Below are 20178 nucleotides of genomic sequence, written 5' to 3'. Positions count from 1 at the left end.
TTAATTGTTATTTAGAAAATCAGATATAAAACCATTTTGCTTTAATACTTGCATAGTACTACGAAGCAAATAGTTGTTTGCAAAATATATCGTGTATATTCGTCCATTTTCAGATGTAGGTGCAATCATTTTTTTATTTTTTAATCTAGACATAAAATATGATTTTTCTTTTGAATTGTTTATATTAAATTTGCTAAGCTCCTCAGATTTCATGCACATATCATTCTTTTTAACAAGATATGTTAGTATTTTAAATTCTTGTTCTGTGATATATTTTTTTTCAAGGGCTATTTTAAGCATAGGTAAAAGTATATCGTTTTGCACATACTCTTTTTTTAAAAGATAATCTATTTTTTCAATTTCATTTTTAAGCCCTTTTAAAAAATATTCACACCAATCTAATAAGTTATCAGGGTTTAAACTATCGGCTCTTGAAAGCATATTATAATACTGATCCCTGTTTGTGTAAAAAACCGAGGATGGGTTAATAAGTCTGCCTTGCTTTACTCTAAATCCAAGCTTAATTAAAAAAGCATAATTTAATAGTCTCCCCATTCTACCATTTCCATTGTCAAAAGGGTGGATAAACTCAAATCTATGGTGTGCAATAGCAACCATTAAAAGCTGATATTGCTCTTTGCGTTCTTGATTAACAAATTCTATAAAACTATCAAAATAGTCTGGCAATAAAATATGAATAGGTGGTTTATGCCCTGACTTTTTTATTCTTACATCGTGCTTTCTTAGCTCTCCTGGATACATAGATCCTTCGCCATTTGGAGGCGGTGTTAAATTATTTGTAATAATTTTATGAATTTGTGAAATATAAGCGCGGTCAAATTTGGTATTTTCATCAGTATTATCCTCTATAAAATTTATAGCGTTTTCTAAATTTTTTATCTCATCGTCGCTTTCATCTGTTAAATTTTTATCTATAATTTTTTCAACATATTCAGAAAGCGTTGTATTATTTCCTTCAATCCTAGCCGACCCCAATGTTTCTAAAATTTGAAAAATATCTTTTAATTGAAAAAATATATAAGGAGGCACATCGCCACCAAGTCGCTTGGTTCTTAACTTTTCTAAATCTACAATAATACTAGTTAAATTGCTTCCAAAAGATGGCTCTGGTATAGTTATGTTTTTGTCATTTACTTCTTTTTTCATTTTATTTTACTTCCATATTTTTTATTACAAATACTTATTATAGTATATTTTTTTTATACTTTAAATTCTATTACTTCCAATATTTTAAAAATTTTACTTCCAATATTTTAAAAATTTTTCTAAAATATGAGCAAATTTTAGATTAAAAATTATTGTTCGAGCAAGAGAGTTTTTATATCTATTTTGATACAATCCACACATTAAAATTAAAATTTACAGAAAGTGCAAATATGAAAGTAGTAAAACGTAACGGACGCACAGAAGAGCTGGACGTCTCAAAAATCAAAAAATACACGAGTGAAGCGGTGCTTGGGCTTGATAATGTAAGCCTTAGTGAGCTTGAAGTTGATGCGAAAATCCAATTTAGAGATATGATTACGACCGAAGAAATTCAGCAGACGCTAATCAAAACAGCGGTTGAAAAAATTGATATTGACCGCCCAAATTGGACATTTGTTGCTGCACGGCTGTTTTTATACGACCTTTATCACAAGGTTACTGGTTTTAGCGGCTATAACCACCTGCGTGAGTATCTTATCAAGGGCGAAAAGGCAGGCCGAATTGTGCCAGGGCTTAAAGAAAAATATGACCTTGATGATCTAAACAGCTACATTAAGCCAGAGCGCGATTTGCAGTTTGCCTATCTTGGCATTAAGACCCTGTATGACCGCTATTTGATAAAGGATAAAGATGGTAAGCCAATTGAACTACCTCAGCATATGTTTATGGCAATTGCGATGTTTTTAGCACAAAACGAGCTTGACAGCCAAGGCTGGGCTAAGAAATTTTACGATCTAATTAGCAAATTTGAAGTAATGTTAGCCACGCCGACGCTTTCAAACGCAAGGACGCCACGCCACCAGCTAAGCTCGTGCTACATCGGCTCTACACCTGATAATATTGAAGGCATTTTTGATAGCTACAAAGAGATGGCGTTGCTGTCAAAATTTGGTGGCGGTATCGGCTGGGATTGGAGCAAGGTTCGTGCTATGGGCGGCAGCATTGATGGGCATAAAAACGCCGCTGGTGGCATCATACCATTTTTAAAAGTTACAAACGATATCGCCGTAGCCGTCGATCAGCTTGGCACGAGAAAGGGTGCGATCGCTGTTTATGTAGAGCCGTGGCATATGGACGTGAGCGACTTTTTGGATTTACGTAAAAACTCAGGCGAAGAAAGACGCCGCGCACACGAGCTATTTCCAGCACTTTGGATAAATGACCTATTTATGAAGCGAATTGCAGCGAATGAAAAATGGACACTTTTTGATCCGGCACAAGTTAGCGACCTAACCGACCTTTACGGCGATGAATTTGAAAAATGCTACATAGAGTATGAAAACGACGACACGATACAAAAAAATACAATGCTTGCAAAAGAGCTCTGGAAAAAGGTGCTAACAAGCTATTTTGAAACCGGTATGCCGTTTCTTGGCTTTAAAGATAACGCAAACAAAGCAAATCCAAACAACCACACCGGTATAATTAGAAGCTCAAATTTATGCACCGAAATTTTTCAAAACACACAACCAAACTACTATCAGATAAAGGTTACATTTAATAGTGGCAAAATCAGCCTTTATAACGAAGAGGACGATGTTTTAGTTGATAGCGGGATAACAAAAAAAGCTAAAAAACTCTCAGCTCTTGATAGCATAAAAGATGATCAGATTTTCATCGTAGAAAAAGAGCCTATCGCTGGGCAAACGGCAGTTTGCAACCTTGCAAGTATAAATTTAAGTAAAATCAACACCCCAGAAGATATCGCAAGAGTAGTGCCAATAGCCGTTAGAATGCTTGATAACGTGATTGATCTAAATTTCTACCCGCATAAAAAGGTAAAAGATACAAACCTGCAAACTCGTGCGATAGGACTTGGCGTAATGGGCGAGGCACAAATGCTTGCCTCAAAGCAGGTAAAATGGGGCAGTTACGAGCATTTGGCGTTAATTGATAGTGTAATGGAGAATATCAGCTACCACACGATCTACGCTAGTTCAAATTTAAGCGTTGAAAAAGGCAGATACCCTAGCTTTGAAGGCTCAAAATGGAGCAGGGGCATAATGCCAATAGACATCGCAAACGAAAACGCAAAAGCGTTGGTAAATCGCGGTGGGCTATTTGATGAAAACAATTGCGACTGGGATAAGCTAAGAGCAAAGGTAAAAACCGATGGTATGCGAAACGGATACCTAATGGCAATCGCACCAACTTCAAGCATAAGCATACTTGTTGGCACAACCCAAACCATTGAGCCGGTTTATAAACGCAAGTGGTTTGAGCATAACCTAAGCGGTATGATCCCAAATGTCGTGCCAAATTTAAGCCCTGATACGTGGCAGTTTTACACACCAGCTTACGAGCTTGACCAAAGGGTGCTAATCCGTGCCGGTGCTATCCGCCAAAAGTGGATAGATCAGGGTCAAAGCCTAAATATCTTTATGAGCCTTGATAAGGCAAGTGGTGGATATTTAAATGAAATTTACACCCTTGCGTGGAGTTTAGGGCTAAAATCAACCTATTACCTACGCTCAGAAAGCCCAGATAGTGAAAAGGTAAATAGCGTCGCCGACCGCTCAATAGAATGCGAAGGATGTCAGTAAATTTAGCAAAATAGCTAAAATAAAAAGCGTATTATAACTGCTTTAAAGTAATATAAATTTGCTATCCCAACATATCAAAGACCATATGTGTGGGAGGCAAAAACGCAGCGCGAATAGCTTTAAGAATATTTTAGAAAACAACATAAATAGTAAAGAGCGTGATAAGATAAGCTTTGACTTTGGTAAGTATGTTTTATGTTTTATTGTAGTTTTTAAATGATAAAAAAATGCGAAGCCACAGATACACAGCAACATCTTACAACCCTTACTCTTTTATGCGTGGTGCTTTACAAAAAGCAACGCAAAATAAACTAGTGGGATGGGCTAAAAATTTAACTTTTTATAGAAAAAGTAAATACTATGGAGCACACGCTTTTTAAGCCACTTTGTAAAATGTTAATAGACGATAAAGGTCGTTTAAAAATTTTATTTATCAAATGTGATGAGCAAGAAAATGCACTTAGAATTTTTAATACATTAAACAACAGAGGTTTGCCACTAAGTGATGCTGATATCTTTAAAGGCATAATTTACGGATATCAAAAAGATAAAGATAGCAAAGAAAACTTTGCCAAAGGGTGGCGAGAGCTAGAAGAAAGTCTAAAAGAAAAAGATATTAGCATAGATACTATTTTTACATATTACACGCACGTTATTAGAGCTAGAAATAAGGATAAAAGCAAAGAGATAGCTTCTAGAAAATTTTATACAAAAGAGCGTTTAAAAGATGGCAATCTTTTTAATGAGTTAAAAGAGCTTTCGGATTTTTGGCTTGGTGTTTTTAATGAAAATTTTAGCCAAAGGGCGTTGCAATTTCTTGATGTGATCAACCACTTCCCTAATCAGTATCCAAAATCGCTCATATCAGCATTTTATTTTTACTGCAAAGACAATAAAAAAGATTTTTTTAGTGATAAAATTTTATTGCCATTTTTATCAAAAGCAATATCAAATATACTTGCGATTTACATAAACAATCCAACCGTCAATGCTGTTAAAGACCCAATATTTAATGCGTATGTCAATCTTTACGATAACGGCAATTTGGATTTTAGAGTTGATGTAAAAAGTATATTAGATGTTAAAAATAGATTTAAAGAGGATTTTTTAAGAAGTGGTGCTTTAACAAAGACTTTAATATCTTTAAATTTATACTTGCAATACGAAAATCAAAATATAATAAAAGGTGAAGTAGAACATATCTTACCTAGAAACTGGCAAGATACCTGCTATCAAAATATAACCAAAGATGAGCATCAAAGATACATAGAAAGTATTGGCAATAAAATGTGGCTAGAAAAATCTTTAAACATAAAGACCAGTAATCATTATTTTAAATCTAAAAAAGAGAGATATAAGACATCAAGCTTTTTAGAAGCTAAGCAGTTATCAGAGTTACCGCAAGATGAGTGGGGTAAGAATGATATTATTAACAGAGAGAACGAAATTTTTGAAATATTATATAGTTTTATAAGACAAAATTTATAAAAGCCAAGACTAATCTTGGCTTTTACTGCACCACCCAGCAAAAATCGCACCTGAAATGTTATGCCAAATGCTAAAAATCGCACCAGCAAGCGCCGAAACTGATGTAAAATACTTCATCGCCAAAGCCACACTAAGACCAGAGTTTTGCATACCAACCTCAATGGCAATCGTCCTAGCCGTCTTTTTATCAAAGCCAAACGCCATAGCCCCAAAATATCCGCTTAACATACCAAGCACGTTATGCACAGCCACTGCACAAGCCACAACTACGCCAACATCAGCAAAATTCTTAGCATTAACCGCTACAATCACGCCGATTATAAAGATAATGGCAACCATTGAAACTATGGGCAAAAACGGCTTAAATGAGTTTATGAATTTATTAAAAAATGTATTTAAACAAGCACCCACCACAAGCGGTAAAAGCGTGATTTTAATTAAGTCAAAAAGCATTGACATCACCGGCAAATCAACCCTAGCATCCACATAAAACCACATTAAAATCGGCATTAAAATAATTGAAACAAGCGTAGAAACAAGCGTCATACTCACAGACAACGCCACGTCACCCTTTGCAAGGTAGGTTATCACGTTTGACGCCGTCCCCCCAGCACTCGTGCCAACAAGCATCATACCAATCGTAAGTGCCTCATTAAAGCCAAAAATTTTTGAAACAAGAAGTGCAAAAAGTGGCATAGCTACAAACTGAATCGCCACACCAAAAACGACCGCATATTTTTTAGCCCAAACACCGCGAAATTCACTTAAATTTAGTGTAAGCCCCATACCAAGCATTATCGTCATCAAACAAGGTATAATAAGCCCTTTAAAAGGCACAAAAAACTCAGCAAAACTATAACAAAACAGCGAAAAAATCACTGCTAAAAACGGAAATAAAAGTGCTTTCATAGGTGCGATTATAGCGGAAATTTTAAAAATTCGCTAAAATAATACTATGAGAAATTTAAGATTTAAAGATATTTTATTACTTTCAGTAACACTTTTTGGCTATGCTGCCTACACCTCAACGATATATTTTCTAAATGACACAAGCGACTTTGCAAGTCTTACTGATTTTAGCCAAAGAGATAATTATTTGGGGCTTAGGATACAACTTTTTTGGCTTTTTTTAGCCCTTTGCTATCTAAAATTTATAAAGTATGATTTTAGCGTTTTGAAATTTCAAATCACACTAAAAAGCACGATTTTTGCCCTGATTTTATTTTGCTTTTTAGCACTTTTAATGGACGGCTATTTTTGGCTTTTAGACATTTTAGGTGTTGCCTATCCAGCCTCATCTTACATTGACACCTCAATCGTCATCTACTCGCTTTTTAACGGCTTTTATGAGGAATTTTTCTTTATTGGGCTCTGCCTTAGCGTAAATCCTAAAATTATAAAAGGCGTTTTTATCTACTCCTTGTTTGTTCGCTTCTCATTTCACACCTATCAAGGCGTGACGTCAGCACTTGGAATCACGCTTATTTTGGGGTGTATTTACTTTTTGTTGTATGAGAAATTAAGAGTTAAAAATCTCTATCCATACTTCTTATCTCACGCTTTGGCTGATATTTTTGGGCTTGGAATTTTATATTATATTTTTTAAAAAATAAATTAAATATTTTTTATAAGCTTTAAAATTGAAATTTTATAATAAATATCGTTTTAAACGTGAAATTTTAAATTTATAAACTTAAAATTAAAATGAAATTTTTATGTTTTTATGATAATTTTTATCGTTTAACTAATTTTTAAAACTTAAATTTTAAGCTAAAATTGCCTATACTTTCGCCTTTAAAAGGGGCAAAAAAATGAGAGAAATTTTAAAGCGAGATGGTAAAAAAGAGGAATTTAAAGCCTATAAAATCGTAGATGCGATAAAAAAAGCATTTGCTAGTGAAAACGAAAACTATGATGAGCAAATTTTTACAAATGTGGTGCAAAAAGTCTTTGAATACACTGATATAATCAGCGTTGAGGACGTGCAAGACGCCATTGAGAGTGAGCTTTTTAAAAGCGGACATTTTAACGTTTTAAAGTCATTTATGCTCTATCGCCACACTCACAAAATGCAAAGAGAGCAAATTTTAGGGCTAAACGAGGATACAACCTACATAAACTCAACCCAAACAATTAACGAATACATCGGCAAATCCGACTGGCGAATCGCTGCAAACTCAAATACAAGCTACTCAAACGCAGGGCTAATTAACAATACCGCCGGCAAAGTCATCGCAAACTACTGGCTTGACGCTGTTTATAGCAAAGAAGAGGGCTTAGCACACAGAGAGGCTGACTATCACATACACGACCTTGATTGCCTAACTGGATATTGTGCTGGTTGGTCGCTAAGAGCCTTGCTAAACGAGGGCTTTAACGGCGTTCGTGGTAGGATTGAGAGCCGTCCACCACGACATTTTAGAGAGGCTCTTAGTCAAATGGCAAATTTCTTAGGCATTTTGCAGTCTGAGTGGGCTGGGGCTCAGGCATTTTCTAGCTTTGATACATATCTTGCGCCTTACGTTTTTAAAGATAATTTAAGTGATTTAGAGATTAAAAAGGCAATAACTAGCTTTGTTTTTAACCTAAATGTCCCTGCACGTTGGGGTCAAAGCCCATTTACAAATGTTACGATTGATATTACTTGCCCTGATGATTTAAAGGCTCAAATTCCAACGGCAAATGATATTCATCTGTTTAAAAATATTGATGATGAAAATTTGCTAAACAAAGCAAAAGAACGTGGCAAAAATAGCTTAACCGAGCTTACTTACGGCGATTTTGAGCCTGAGATGAAGCGTATAACAAAGGCATTTTATGAAGTGCTAACAACTGGCGATAAGAACTCGCAGCCATTTACCTTTCCAATACCAACGATAAATATTACTGAGAATTTTAACTGGGATAGCGATATCGCCCAAATTATCTTTGAAAACACCGCAAAAATGGGGTCAAGCTACTTTCAAAATTTTATCGGCTCACAATATAAAAAAGATGAAAACGGCAACTTAGTACCAAACGAAAATGCTTACAAACCAGGACACGTCCGCTCAATGTGCTGTCGCTTACAGCTTGATCTTAGGGAGCTTTTAAAACGTGGTGGTGGGCTTTTTGGTAGTGCTGAGATGACTGGTTCAATTGGCGTTGTAACAATAAATTTAGCACGTCTTGGTTATCTTTATAAAAATGACAAAAAGGGGCTTTACACACGCCTAACCTACCTTTTAAACCTTGCAAAATCAACGCTAGAAAAGAAGAGAAAATTTATAACCGATATGTATGAGCGTGGGCTTTACCCATACACGGCTAGGTATTTAAAGCATTTTAATAACCATTTTAGCACGATTGGTATAAATGGTATGAACGAGCTTTTAAGAAATTTCACGGACGATAAAGAGAGCATCGCAAGTGATTTTGGACGCGAGTTTGCACTTGAAATGATAAATTTCTTACGTGAAAAAATCAAAGAATTTCAAGAACAAACCGGCAACCTTTACAACCTTGAAGCTACACCGGCTGAGGGCACAACATATCGCTTTGCAAAAGAGGATAAAAAACGCTACGATGACATCATTCAAGCTGGTGGTGGTGAAAATATCTATTATACAAACTCAACCCAGCTCCCTGCAAATTTTACAGACGACCCGTTTAAAGCCCTAGATTTACAAGATGAGCTTCAAAGTGCTTACACTGGTGGTACGGTATTTCACCTTTATATGAAAGAGCGTATTAGCTCAGCAACTGCTTGTAAAACGCTAGTAAAAAATATATTAACAAACTACACCCTGCCTTATATAACGATAACACCGATATTTAGCGTCTGCGAAAAACACGGATATATAGCTGGTGAGCACGAGTTTTGTCCGCTTTGTGATGAAGAGATAGTAAATGAATATCAAAAGGAGAACAGATGAAAAGAGATGAAATTTTAAAAAAATACGCTGACAAACGCACAAAATGTGTGGTTTATACACGTGTAATGGGCTATCATCGCCCTGTTGAGAGCTTTAATCTAGGCAAGAAAGGCGAACACAAGGAGAGAGTGAAATTTGTTGAGTGCATAAATGACTAGCGATAGGAAAATTGAGCTATTTTCAAAAGAGCGACTTAGTAGCTACGCCGATGATGACGAGCATATAGCAAATTTTAAGCTCATAAAAAACATAAGCGATAAACTTGGCGTTATAGAGATTATCACACGAAACAAAGTGGCTAAAACGTTTAATATAAAAGATGATACATTTATCTCACGTCAGACGCTTGGATATTGGGTGGAGCTAATGGATAATGAGAAAATTCACAATAAAATCGTGGATTTTGGCAATATTGATTTTAGAGATTACTCAAAAGGCAACAAAAACAACAAACTTTTAAACTATCAAAAGGTTTGGTTTGCATATTCGCTAGTAAGAACGATTAGGAACAGGGCGTTTCACTTTGAAAATTTATACAAATTAAATGAAAACAAAACGCCAAGACTATCTACAAAGCGTGGCAAAACAATTATAGGCATAGAGCCAACCAAAATAGAGTGCTTTTTAACGATATTTTAAAATGTTTTGATAGCGGTTTAATTGAGTATTTAAATGGCGGATAATAAGCTCCGCCGTGAATGTAGGCAAATTATAGCAAACATAAGATGAAATAAACATAAAATGAAAAATCTAAATATCTTTGACATCACGCCTTTTACGATGACTGACTACACCGATACGCTATCAGCAGTGCTTTGGTTTAGTGAATGCAATATGCGTTGTAAGTATTGCTACAACGTCCCTGTCGTGCTTGGCAAGGGCAAAATAACCTTTGATGAGCTGATGAAATTTCTAAACGAGCGACAAAATAGACTTGAAGGTATCGTATTTAGCGGTGGAGAATGCACATTAAGTCCGCATTTTTTAGAGCTTTTAGGCGAGGTTAAAAGGCGAAATTTCAAGATCAAAGTAGATACGAACGGGACAAATTTTAACGTTTTAAAAACGGCAATAAGCCAAAATCTAATCGACTTTATCTCACTTGACTTTAAGGCGACAAAAGAGAAATTTCACGCCGTTACTGGCTCAAATTTATATGAAAATTTTGCTAAAACCTTGCGGTTTTTAATAGATTTAGACTTTGAATTTGAAGTTAGAACGACAATTCACGCTGATATTTTAAACGAAGACGATATATCAAAAATGGCAAAATTTTTAGAGCAAAATGGCTATAAAAACAGCTATTTTTTACAAAATTTCTTACCTACAAGTCAAAATTTTGGCTCTTTAAATGAGCCAAAAAACAGCTTTGATACCACAAAAATCAAGACAAATTTAGATATAAAACTACGAAATTTTTAAACTAAAAACATTACTTTGGCACAAATTACGATAATAAAGCCAAAAACAAAAGCGATTTTGTGTAAATTTTCTCTCATAAATTTAGGCGGTTGTTTGCCTAAAGCCCTATGTGTAAGGTTAAAAATCACACCACAACCAAGCACGGCAGCTAGTATAACCTTTAGCATAAAGACCTGTTGAAGCGGAGTATTAAAGTAGCCACCAGCTTTTGAGCCGACCCAAGTACTCATCATCATACCGCCAGTCAAAAACAGCAGTAAAAGGCATATTGGCATTATCTTTATCGCTTTTGAGCTAATAGCACTCTTAACGCGCTCAAAATCGCTTCCAAGCACATTTTTTAGCCTAGAAAAAATGACAACATCAAAAAATATAAAACCTAAAAAAATGATAGCACATATCATGTGGATAAGTTGCACGTATGGATAAATCGTTTGCATTTTGCTCCTTAGAAAATTTCTGATATTTTAGATATTTATTGTCTTATTTTCAATGATTTAGGTCAATTTGGTAGATAAATTTTGACTTCATTTATCAAAAACTCATACACTCTTTGCTGGACTATGACCTCATCTTCACATCCGTTTATAAATCGCCGAAGGTGCGAAAAATCGATCTTTTTAGCATATCTTGGGTGGTCTTTCATATCCTTATCGATACTTAAAAGCAAAGCGTCTAGCGTTATATAATCTCGCTTTTTTACCTTTGATACATACTCTTTTGTAGTTTGAACCAAAAAGCTCTTTCTATCCTCATCTTTATCGTAGATTTCAGAAGCTATGTCTAGTAAAGCATCAAAGTCATCTTCGTCTGGATCAAGCTTTGCTGCAATTATGGACGCAAAAACTTTTGCACGAAATTCAAGAGATTTGTGATGATATATCAAAAATTCCCTAAAAGCGGATAAAAACCTAAATTTAAAACCCATTTTAATGCTCTAAAAGTATCAAATTCTCATAAAATGAGCTATCCATACCGAGTTTTTTAACAAATTTTTCAAGCTCATTTTCAAGACTGTTTTCTAAAAAATAAAAATATATAGCGGGTAAAACTAATGCGTTGTTATCATAAATTTTATCGCTATCTACGTATCCAATATCGGTTTGTAGATTTATTAAAGAGCAAAAAAATGCCCTAAATTTCCTCGAGTTTATGCTAGAAATTATGTTTAAAATGCTAACTTCTGATAACTTTATAACTCTTTCAGGCTCTAGGCAAGAGCTAATTGAAATTTCATCATCTTTGTATTTAATTTTAGAATATTTAACGCACTCTTTTAGTGCATTTTGGTAAATATCACTTTTTACCATTTTTACAATATCAAAAGCGTCTATCATAAAAAATCCTTTACTAAAATTTAAGCAAAATTTCTATAAAATCCCCTTTGCTCCTTCTTAGACCTGTGCAATGCTACTTATGGGCACCGCTTCAGGGTGGGAACACAGCAGAGCACTTGTAAATAGTGTGTGCCGCAGCCATCTGAGAGGGGGTTTTAAACCTCTAAATTAAAATGCGCGTTAAAATCCTTACAAATTTCATAAAAATTCACCCCATTAACGCTTGGCTTCTCCATAAAAAATCTATACATATTTTTAAAGCCGTCAAGCAACTCTTTTGACTTAACACCATAGCTTATCGAAATCCCAGCCTCAATGTAAGCAGCTAGTTTATCGCAGTATTTTAGGGCTTTGCCGTCAATTGCTTTAAAGCGGTTTTCATTGACATTATCAAGTGTGCCGTCAAATGGCAAAATTTTATGCTCAAAAGTGCGGTTTTCAAACTCATCTTTAATAAATTTCTCGCCCTGGCTTCTAATACCTAAAATATAGCTAAACTCATCTCTAAAATTTTCAGGCACAAATGGCAAAATTTGCTCATCAATAAGTCTCATCTCATACTCATTTATAATCTCATTTAGCCCTTTTATGCCGTATTTTACGGGGCTTATGATGTCACGAGTTAAGCTCTCTGGTAGGTCGTGAAACAAGGCACAAAAGAAGTTATTTTCTGCTCTTTTTTCACACGCATTTACTTTTAGTGAGTAAAAATAGCTTAAAATCGCAACAACAAGCATATGCCCAAGCACCGCAGTTTCAGGGATTCGTGGCGTTTGAGCCCAGCGTTTTTGAAATCTAAGCCGTCCGCTTAAATCAACTAGTTTGGCTAGTTTTTGATTCATCGCGATTTTACGCACTCCAATTAGCTCAAAATAATCTTCAAGCTCCTCATCAACCTTGCGTTTTAGCTCGTTTATATCGCTTAAAAACTGGCTTGTTTGATAGACGATAGAAAATTCCCAACGTGTGGCTAGATAACTGGCTGCTTTTAGGATTAGACGCTCTTTTTCGTGCGATTTATCGCTATTTTGCAGATAGTTTTTAAGACGATTAAAAAATTCTCCGCCATTAATCTGGCTTATTAAATCTTCAAGCTCGTTTATAACCCACGAATTTACCTGCTCTTTTTTACTCTTTTGTATATGATGAAAGACGTCAGGTCGTATGTCAGTGACTACCACACGGCTTAAAAACTCAAAAATTCCAGCTTCAATGATGAAGTTTATATCCACGTCTTTTTCAAGTTTTGCTAAAAAATAGGCGATGATAAATTTGTGAGCCTGTTTGTCAAGCTCAACTAAATTTGCCATTTTTGGATAGTCATTCCAGCGTGAAATTGAGGCGGCTTTAAAGATATGTTCAATCAGCTTTGCACTTATCATCTATCTTTTTTCACTACTCTTGGCTTTTTATCGTCTGCAAAGGCTGGTTTTCTAAAACCCTCTTTTAAGCCTCTTTTTGGTTTCTCATCACGCTTTTTATCACCTTTAAAATCCCTCAAACCGCCTCTTTTTTCATCTCTTTTTCTATCTTTTTCTCTCTCTTCTATACGTCTTGCACCATTTGCTCTATTTTCGCTTCTTAGTTGTGGCTCATTTTGCTTTTTTATAACGCTATCACTGCAAATTTCTATCACGGTATGCACATTTCCACGCGGGTTAAAATCGCCAACTATTTTTAGATATTTTGGCTCTAACTTTCTCTCTAAAAGCGAGTAAATTTCATTTATGCTATCCTCGTGGCTGATATTTCGCCCCATAAAGCTGTTTATGTAAAGTTTGATCGCTTTTAGCTCCACAACAAGCTTGTTTGGCACGTATTCAACGTAAATGGTGGCAAAATCAGGGTAGCCAGAACGTGGGCAAAGACAGCAAAACTCTGGCAAGGTAATTTTAATCAAATAATCACGCTCGTGCTTATTTTGCCAAATTTCTAAATCAGTTTCTGGGTCAAATTCCTTTAAAATTTGCTCTCCGTATCGTAAATTTTCACTCATTTTTTTATCCTTTAATTTCTTTTGGTTTTTCTATATAAAAACCCTGTATATAATCTACACCACAATGTTTTATCGTATTAAACTCATACTCATTTTGTATAAATTTCATTATGGTTTTTATGCCAAGTTCATTACAAGCTTTATTTAAATTTGTAACAACCTGCACCACTTTTTCACTTCCAAGCCCCTTACTCATCGATATATCGTATATGATATAATCGATATTTAAATTCATAAAATAATTAAAAAACGCCCCACTTACTCCACCAAAATGTCCAAGAGCTACTTTAAAACCTACAATTTTTAGCCTATTTATTATTTCGTTTAATAAATTTAGATCCTCGTTTTCATCACACTCATCAAATTCAAATATTATATTTCTAGGCTCTATGTCATTTTTAAAAACATAGTCTGTTACAAAATTTAAAAACATAGTATCTTTTATGGAATTTAAGCTGACTTCAAATAAAACCCTATCATTTTTTAGCCTAGATCTATAAATCTCACAAAATTTGACAAAATTTGACTTATCAAAAACGATACTATATCCATTTTTTACATTTACTTCGCTATATTTTGATTTTGAGATATCGCCAAAATTTCTAGTTTTTATGCTAGTTATTAACGAATACATAAAATCATTATTTTTGATGTCAATCATTTTTTGTATCTTGTAGCTAAAATTTTTATCATCGATACTATCTAAAATCTCTTTTTGTATATTATCAAGTAAATTCTTATCTACACAACTTTTATCTTTTATATCATCAAAAAGTAAGTTTATGATCCTAAAAATATCGTTATCAACATCAGCATTTACAACCGAAAAGTCTAAATTTAAACTTATATCCTGAGTTTGCAGCTTCTTGGAAAATATAGTTAAAAAATGCGATATTTTAGTACTTTGAGTGTAAGAATACATCAAAAAATAACTAGCATTATAGTGACCTATGATACTTTTTTTCATTCCATTTTCTTCTAAAAATAGGCTTAGCTCATTTAGCTTATTTTCTAAAATTTTATCAACTTTTTTAATCCCGTATATTTCAGAAAGCTCGGCTAAATTTTTAAATCTTAAAAGAACAATGCTATCATTTTTGGTTGATTTTTTTATAAGATTTTTTAAAATTTCTTCAAATTTTTCACGTTTAAAAACCTTAGTTGTATCGTCTAAAACGCCACTTTCAGAGCTTTGTTTTATCATATAAAAAGTGTAATAAACATAACAAATTATCAAAACACAAAGAAGCAAAACATCTAAAATTTTAAGCTCTGATTTTTGAAAGATAAAAATCAAGATACAAATAACAAATATAAATGGAAAGGATATCTTAAGTGCGTTTTTAAAACGCTCACTCCTCTCCGTTTTTTGAGTAAAATTCATCATATATCCAAGTGTTTTACATCTTTTGCGTGATCTTGTATATAGTTTCTCCTAGGCTCAACCTCATCGCCCATAAATAGATTAAACGTATCACTTGCACTTTGAGCGTCAGCTATGCTAACCTTTAAAAGACGGCGATTTTCAGGGTTCATAGTCGTCTCCCAAAGCTGATCAGGGTTCATCTCACCTAAACCTTTATAGCGTTGGATTTTTACGTTTGAGCCTTTTTTAGCGTTATCCGTGACATCTTTTAAAATTTCAATCACATCACGACCGCCAAAATCCATATCACGCTCTTTAATCTTCTTACTAATATGAAGTGCCTCTTCAAAAAGAGGATTTGCAAAAAGATTGTCATTTAAATAAAATTCATCAAGTCCATTTTCAGTTTGGACATAAATTCTAGCTTCGCTCTCATTTACGTATGAATTTAGTATGTTATAGCCCTTAGTTTCTAAAAAATTCTTTAAAATTTCAAACATTTCAGGGTAACTTTTGCCAATAATATCTGGATTTTCTATTAAATAACGAAGTGCAACAAGTAGATTAAAACGTTTTGCAAGTTCGTTTAAAACATTATCATAAGCGGCTACGATTTTTAAAAAATCAACTAAGTCGTTATTACCAATGCCTTGAAATTCCATACCTTCAATGCCAGTTTGGATTAAAAACTCATTTAATGCCTTGTCATCTTTTAAATACACCTCTTTTTTGCCCTTTTCATAGCGATAAAGTGGAGGTTGTGCTAGGTAGATACAACCGCTCTCAACCACTGGATTTAAAAATCTAAAAAAGAACGTTAAAAGTAGCGTTTGAATATGTGAGCCATCAACGTCAGCATCGGTCATAATGATGATTTTATGATATCTAAGTCGCTCAGCGTCAAACTCATCGCCGATACCACAACCTAGTGCTGTTATCATATTTTTAATCTCATCTGATTTTAAAATTTTATCTAATCTTGATTTTTCAACGTTTAAAATTTTACCTTTTAGCGGTAAAATCGCTTGAAACACACGGTCACGACCCTGTTTAGCTGAACCACCAGCTGAATCGCCCTCGACTAAATATAGCTCACTAATGCTTGGATCTTTACTCTGACAATCAGCAAGTTTGCCAGGCAGTGTGCCAACACTTAAACCCTCTTTTTTGCGAGTTAAATCACGTGCTTTTTTAGCTGCCTCTCTACCACGTGCTGCCATTAGGGCCTTGTTCATAATCGCACGTGCTTCAATCGGATTTTCTTCAAAATATTTGCTTAAAACCTCAAAAGTCATCTTTTGAACGATTGGTTTAACGTAGCTTGAACCAAGTTTTCCTTTTGTTTGTCCTTCAAACTGAGGCTCTGGTACCTTTACACTTACAACGGCGATCAAGCCCTCACGGATATCTTCGCCAGTGATTTTTGTATCTTTTTCACGAGCGGCTGCGTTTGCGGCGATATAGTTTGTAATAACACGAGTTAGACCAGCTCTAAAACCAGCTTCGTGTGTTCCGCCGTCTGGGGTTTTAATGTTATTTACAAAGCTTAGTAAATTTTCTGAATAAGTTTCATTATACATCAGGGCAAAATCAACCATAACGTCCTCTTCGCCACCACTAAAAAATACAGCTTTACTTACCGCCTCTTTTGTATTCATATCATTTACGAAGCTCTCTAAACCACCTTCAAAGTGATAGCTCTCGTTTGTGCCGTCCCTTTGGTCTTTAAAATTTATAGTAATTTTTGGGTTTAGGTAGGCTAACTCTTTAAAGCGTTTTGTTAGGATATTTTTATCAAAATCTGTAACTTCAAAAATTTCATCATCTACCCAAAACTCAACAGCCGTGCCTGTGCGGTTTGTAGTTTTAATGACCTCTAAATCAGTTACTGGAATTCCTTTTGCAAATTCTTGCCTATGAACGTTGCCGTCTCGTTTAATGGTAACTACTAGCTTTTTTGAAAGTGCATTTACGACTGAAACACCAACGCCGTGAAGACCGCCTGAAACTTTATATGTATCTTTATCAAATTTACCACCAGCGTGAAGAACGGTTAAAACAACGGTTGCTGCTGGCATATTTTCAGTTGGGTGCATACCAACTGGAATTCCACGGCCATTATCAGTAACTATACAGCTACCCTCACGTGTAATTTCAACATCTATGGTATCACAAAATCCAGCCATTGCCTCATCAATCGAGTTATCAACGACTTCATAAATCATATGATGTAAGCCATTTACATTTGTATCGCCAATATACATACCAGGGCGTTTTCTAACGGCTTCAAGCCCCTTTAATACTTTAATATTACCTTCGTCGTAAATTTTATTTTCGCTCATTTAATCTCTTTTCTTATAAATTTATAGGCATTATGATTGTTTTTAACTCTTTTGAACTAACGATAAATGCTAAATTTGAGTCGTTAAAACCAAGTTCAAAATCATCATCTTCAATGCTACTTAAAAAATCAAGCATATATCTATTTTTTATGCCGACAAAAAACTCTTCATCAAGTCCAGTTTTATAATCAATAGTTGTTTTTGCTTCTGAATTATCTTCTATAATACTTTCGAAAGTTATATTTTCAGGTGCAAATGTTATTTTTATCGTATCGCTTAACATCGATATGGTTTTTATGCCATCAATCATCTTATCACGACTTAATTTTAGGCGTTTTTTAATCTCTTTTGGAACTACTTTATCATAATCTGGATATTTGCCATTTATCAGCTTTGTAAAAAACTCAAAATTTGAGCTTTGTGCGATTAGAACATTTTCATCGTAGTAAATTTCAATCTTGTCAAAAAATAGCTTTTGCATTTCACTTATGGCTTTTTTTGGGATTATTAGTGAAAATTCACTCTGTGTTGGAGTTTCAAATTTAAAAATCGAAAGACGTTTCGTATCAGTTCCTACGATATTTATATAGCCATTTTTTATATCAAGCATAGCTCCATTTAGTTCAAATTTTGGGTTATTACTATCTATGCTTGGCATTATTTTTTTAAGGCTTCGTCCAAGCATTACAGCGTCAATGTCAAATTTTGCCTTGTTTTGTATATTTGGAAATTCTGGAAAATCTTCAAATTTATACATTGGAAGTTTATACTTTGAGTTTTTTTGTTTTATATAAAGGTAATTATTTAAGCTCTCAAGCATAACATCTTCATCTTTTAGACTTCTTATGATATCAAGAAGTTTTTTACCATTTGCAGTTGCGTAACCTTCATCTATTATTTTTGCATTTGATAGTTTGTATGCAAGACCTATTTCGTGATCTGTTGCTCTTATGTTTAGTACTCCATCTTTTGCACAAATGTAAATGTGAGATGTTATAGCACTTAAATCTCTTTTTTCTAAATACGGATTTGTATTTACAACTATGCTTTCAAGAACGTTTTTGTTTATGCTGACTTTCATATTTTTTCTCCGTCTATTTTTAAATTTCTTTTAGTAGTCTTAGTAGGGTTGTTGAAAATGTGAAAACTCATATTTTTTCCCTTTATTTGCGTATTTTGTATGTGAATTAAATTTTTATAATTTTCACAGCTTTTCACAAATTTCATATTTAATTTTATCCTTTTGATATGATTTTATTTTTTATCTCTTCAACTTTTAACTTCAAAATTTCATCATTTTCTATAAGCTCGTTTATCTTTTTGATATTTTTGCTTACATTGCTGTGATCGCCCATATTAAAGTAGTTTGCAATTTGTGGCATTGAATTTGACGTTAAATTTCTTATTAAATATATCGCTATTTGTCTTGCTTTTACTATATTTTTTACCCTAGATTTGCTCTTTATGTCGCTTGGTTTTATGTTTTGCTCTTTACAAACTATATCTATTATACGTTCTAAACTTACATTTTCCATCTTTTCTTTTAGCATATCTTTTACTATGTTTTTTGCAAGATCAAGCGTAATCTCTTCATTTAGCATAGTTTTATATGCTTTTAGGTTTGTTATAACTCCATTTATTTCTCTTATGTTATCGCCTAAATTTGTTGTTATGTAGTTGATTATATCTTGGTTTAAATTTAGATTATTTATTTCACATTTTTTATGAAAAATGGCTATTTTTGTAGCCAAATCAGGTGGCGTAATATCTGCTATCAAGCCAGATTCAAAGCGTGTTTTTAGACGCTCTTCAAAGCCTTTTAAAGTCTTTGGTGGTTTATCTGATGTCATTACAATTTGACCATTTTTGCCATAAATTTCATTAAATGTATGGAAAAATTCATTTTGAATTTCGCTAGTTTTACCCAAAAATTGGACATCGTCTATAAGTAAAACATCACAGTTTCGATACTTTTCGCGAAATTTCTCCATCATATTATTTTTTAGGTTATATATAAAATCGTTCATAAAAACTTCACTGGTTACACAAATGACTATTTTTCCAGTGTTTAGACAAAAATTTCCAATCGAGTGAAGTAGGTGAGTTTTACCAAGGCCACTTTCGCCGTAGATAAATAGCGGGTTAAACTGGGTTCCTGGCTTTTGTGCTGCCTCTTTTGAAACAAAAAATGCAAACTGGTTTGTTTCGCCAACAACGAAATTTTCAAATGTATGATCTTGAATTAAATCCGTGCTTTTTATCTTTTTAACGTCAATTTTTGATGTGCGTAAATTTGATTTTTTCGTATTTTGGGTATTTATCGTGATATTTACTTTTTTACCAGTTTTTACCTCAAAAAAATAGGCTATCTTTTCTGCATATTTTGTCTTTATAAATTTTGCTATTATCTCGTTTGGTGCGTTGTATACGATGTTATCATCATTTGATGCTTTTTCGTTAAATTTGAGCTGTTTTATATAAAAATCATACTCATTTGGGGATATTTTATCTTTAAGCATCTCTAAAATTTCATTTGCAAGCAA

At 33.9% G+C, this 20178-nt stretch carries 18 protein-coding genes and 1 other RNA gene; 8 read left to right on the top strand and 11 right to left on the bottom strand.

The window, feature by feature from the left end:
- Complete coding sequence (locus CMCT_RS00095; protein WP_034970171.1) at nt 1–1167, bottom strand: Fic family protein; 1167 nt, start codon at nt 1165–1167, stop codon at nt 1–3.
- Nucleotides 1168–1397: 230 nt separating this feature from the next.
- Here CMCT_RS00095 and CMCT_RS00090 point away from each other — a divergent pair, with 230 nt between their 5' ends.
- Together CMCT_RS00090 and CMCT_RS00085 are read left to right on the top strand one after the other, a co-directional pair.
- Nucleotides 1398–3770, top strand: a complete 2373-nt coding sequence (locus CMCT_RS00090) for a ribonucleoside-diphosphate reductase subunit alpha (protein WP_034970174.1) — start codon at nt 1398–1400, stop codon at nt 3768–3770.
- A gap of 360 nt (nt 3771–4130) precedes the next feature.
- Nucleotides 4131–5258, top strand: coding sequence for an HNH endonuclease family protein (locus CMCT_RS00085; RefSeq protein WP_051654931.1), 1128 nt, complete (start codon nt 4131–4133; stop codon nt 5256–5258).
- Nucleotides 5259–5267: 9 nt separating this feature from the next.
- Here CMCT_RS00085 and CMCT_RS00080 read toward each other — a convergent pair whose 3' ends face one another.
- Nucleotides 5268–6167: a bile acid:sodium symporter family protein gene (locus CMCT_RS00080; RefSeq protein WP_034970176.1), complete on the bottom strand. Its 900-nt coding sequence runs from the start codon at nt 6165–6167 to the stop codon at nt 5268–5270.
- Nucleotides 6168–6213: 46 nt separating this feature from the next.
- Here CMCT_RS00080 and CMCT_RS00075 point away from each other — a divergent pair, with 46 nt between their 5' ends.
- The 5 genes from CMCT_RS00075 to CMCT_RS00055 all read left to right on the top strand — a co-directional run bounded on the left by CMCT_RS00075 (nt 6214) and on the right by CMCT_RS00055 (nt 10594).
- The gene (locus CMCT_RS00075) at nt 6214–6864 is read left to right on the top strand and encodes a CPBP family glutamic-type intramembrane protease (RefSeq protein WP_034970178.1); all 651 of its coding nucleotides are present in this window, start codon (nt 6214–6216) and stop codon (nt 6862–6864) included.
- A gap of 205 nt (nt 6865–7069) precedes the next feature.
- Nucleotides 7070–9172: a ribonucleoside triphosphate reductase gene (locus CMCT_RS00070; protein ID WP_034970180.1), complete on the top strand. Its 2103-nt coding sequence runs from the start codon at nt 7070–7072 to the stop codon at nt 9170–9172.
- Complete coding sequence (gene nrdD, locus CMCT_RS00065; protein ID WP_034970183.1) at nt 9169–9330, top strand: anaerobic ribonucleoside-triphosphate reductase; 162 nt, start codon at nt 9169–9171, stop codon at nt 9328–9330. Before CMCT_RS00070 ends, nrdD begins: the two co-directional genes overlap by 4 nt.
- Nucleotides 9323–9811 (top strand): ATPase, encoded by a 489-nt coding sequence (locus CMCT_RS00060; protein ID WP_244948652.1) that lies wholly within the window; start codon nt 9323–9325, stop codon nt 9809–9811. The genes nrdD and CMCT_RS00060 overlap by 8 nt, the downstream gene beginning before the upstream one ends.
- Nucleotides 9812–9913: 102 nt before the next feature.
- Nucleotides 9914–10594, top strand: a complete 681-nt coding sequence (locus CMCT_RS00055; RefSeq protein WP_034970185.1) for an anaerobic ribonucleoside-triphosphate reductase activating protein — start codon at nt 9914–9916, stop codon at nt 10592–10594.
- On the opposite strand, the gene CMCT_RS00050 is transcribed toward CMCT_RS00055, so the two are convergent.
- From CMCT_RS00050 to CMCT_RS00040, 3 genes are all read right to left on the bottom strand, one after another.
- Nucleotides 10591–11034 (bottom strand): copper resistance protein CopD, encoded by a 444-nt coding sequence (locus CMCT_RS00050; protein ID WP_034970188.1) that lies wholly within the window; start codon nt 11032–11034, stop codon nt 10591–10593. The two genes, CMCT_RS00055 and CMCT_RS00050, sit on opposite strands and share 4 nt — an antisense overlap.
- A 62-nt stretch (nt 11035–11096) precedes the next feature.
- Nucleotides 11097–11522, bottom strand: a complete 426-nt coding sequence (locus CMCT_RS00045) for a hypothetical protein (protein ID WP_034970189.1) — start codon at nt 11520–11522, stop codon at nt 11097–11099.
- Between the two features lies 1 nt (nt 11523).
- Nucleotides 11524–11931, bottom strand: coding sequence for a hypothetical protein (locus CMCT_RS00040; protein WP_034970192.1), 408 nt, complete (start codon nt 11929–11931; stop codon nt 11524–11526).
- Nucleotides 11932–11985: 54 nt separating this feature from the next.
- Here CMCT_RS00040 and ffs point away from each other — a divergent pair.
- Nucleotides 11986–12083: signal recognition particle sRNA small type (gene ffs, locus CMCT_RS00035), an RNA gene on the top strand.
- Between the two features lie 3 nt (nt 12084–12086).
- Here ffs and CMCT_RS00030 read toward each other — a convergent pair.
- The 6 genes from CMCT_RS00030 to dnaA form a co-directional block, all read right to left on the bottom strand.
- Nucleotides 12087–13313: an HD domain-containing protein gene (locus CMCT_RS00030; RefSeq protein ID WP_176324947.1), complete on the bottom strand. Its 1227-nt coding sequence runs from the start codon at nt 13311–13313 to the stop codon at nt 12087–12089.
- The gene (gene queF, locus CMCT_RS00025) at nt 13310–13927 is read right to left on the bottom strand and encodes a preQ(1) synthase (RefSeq protein WP_034970194.1); all 618 of its coding nucleotides are present in this window, start codon (nt 13925–13927) and stop codon (nt 13310–13312) included. Before queF ends, CMCT_RS00030 begins: the two co-directional genes overlap by 4 nt.
- A 4-nt stretch (nt 13928–13931) precedes the next feature.
- Nucleotides 13932–15311 carry an EAL domain-containing protein gene (locus CMCT_RS00020; protein ID WP_034970196.1) on the bottom strand — a complete coding sequence of 460 codons (1380 nt, stop codon included), beginning with the start codon at nt 15309–15311 and terminating at the stop codon, nt 13932–13934.
- A complete protein-coding gene (gene gyrB, locus CMCT_RS00015; protein ID WP_176324945.1) occupies nt 15311–17635 on the bottom strand; it encodes a DNA topoisomerase (ATP-hydrolyzing) subunit B in 2325 nt (774 codons plus the stop codon). The genes CMCT_RS00020 and gyrB overlap by 1 nt, the downstream gene beginning before the upstream one ends.
- 13 nt (nt 17636–17648) lie before the next feature.
- Complete coding sequence (dnaN, locus tag CMCT_RS00010; protein WP_034970199.1) at nt 17649–18716, bottom strand: DNA polymerase III subunit beta; 1068 nt, start codon at nt 18714–18716, stop codon at nt 17649–17651.
- Nucleotides 18717–18870: 154 nt separating this feature from the next.
- Nucleotides 18871–20178 (bottom strand): chromosomal replication initiator protein DnaA, encoded by a 1308-nt coding sequence (gene dnaA / locus CMCT_RS00005; protein WP_034970201.1) that lies wholly within the window; start codon nt 20176–20178, stop codon nt 18871–18873.

Source organism: Campylobacter mucosalis, from assembly GCF_013372205.1.
Taxonomy (GTDB): Bacteria; Campylobacterota; Campylobacteria; order Campylobacterales; family Campylobacteraceae; genus Campylobacter_A; species Campylobacter_A mucosalis.
Note: the sequence above shows the minus strand (reverse complement) of the source record. Positions and strands in the feature narration are given on the sequence as shown.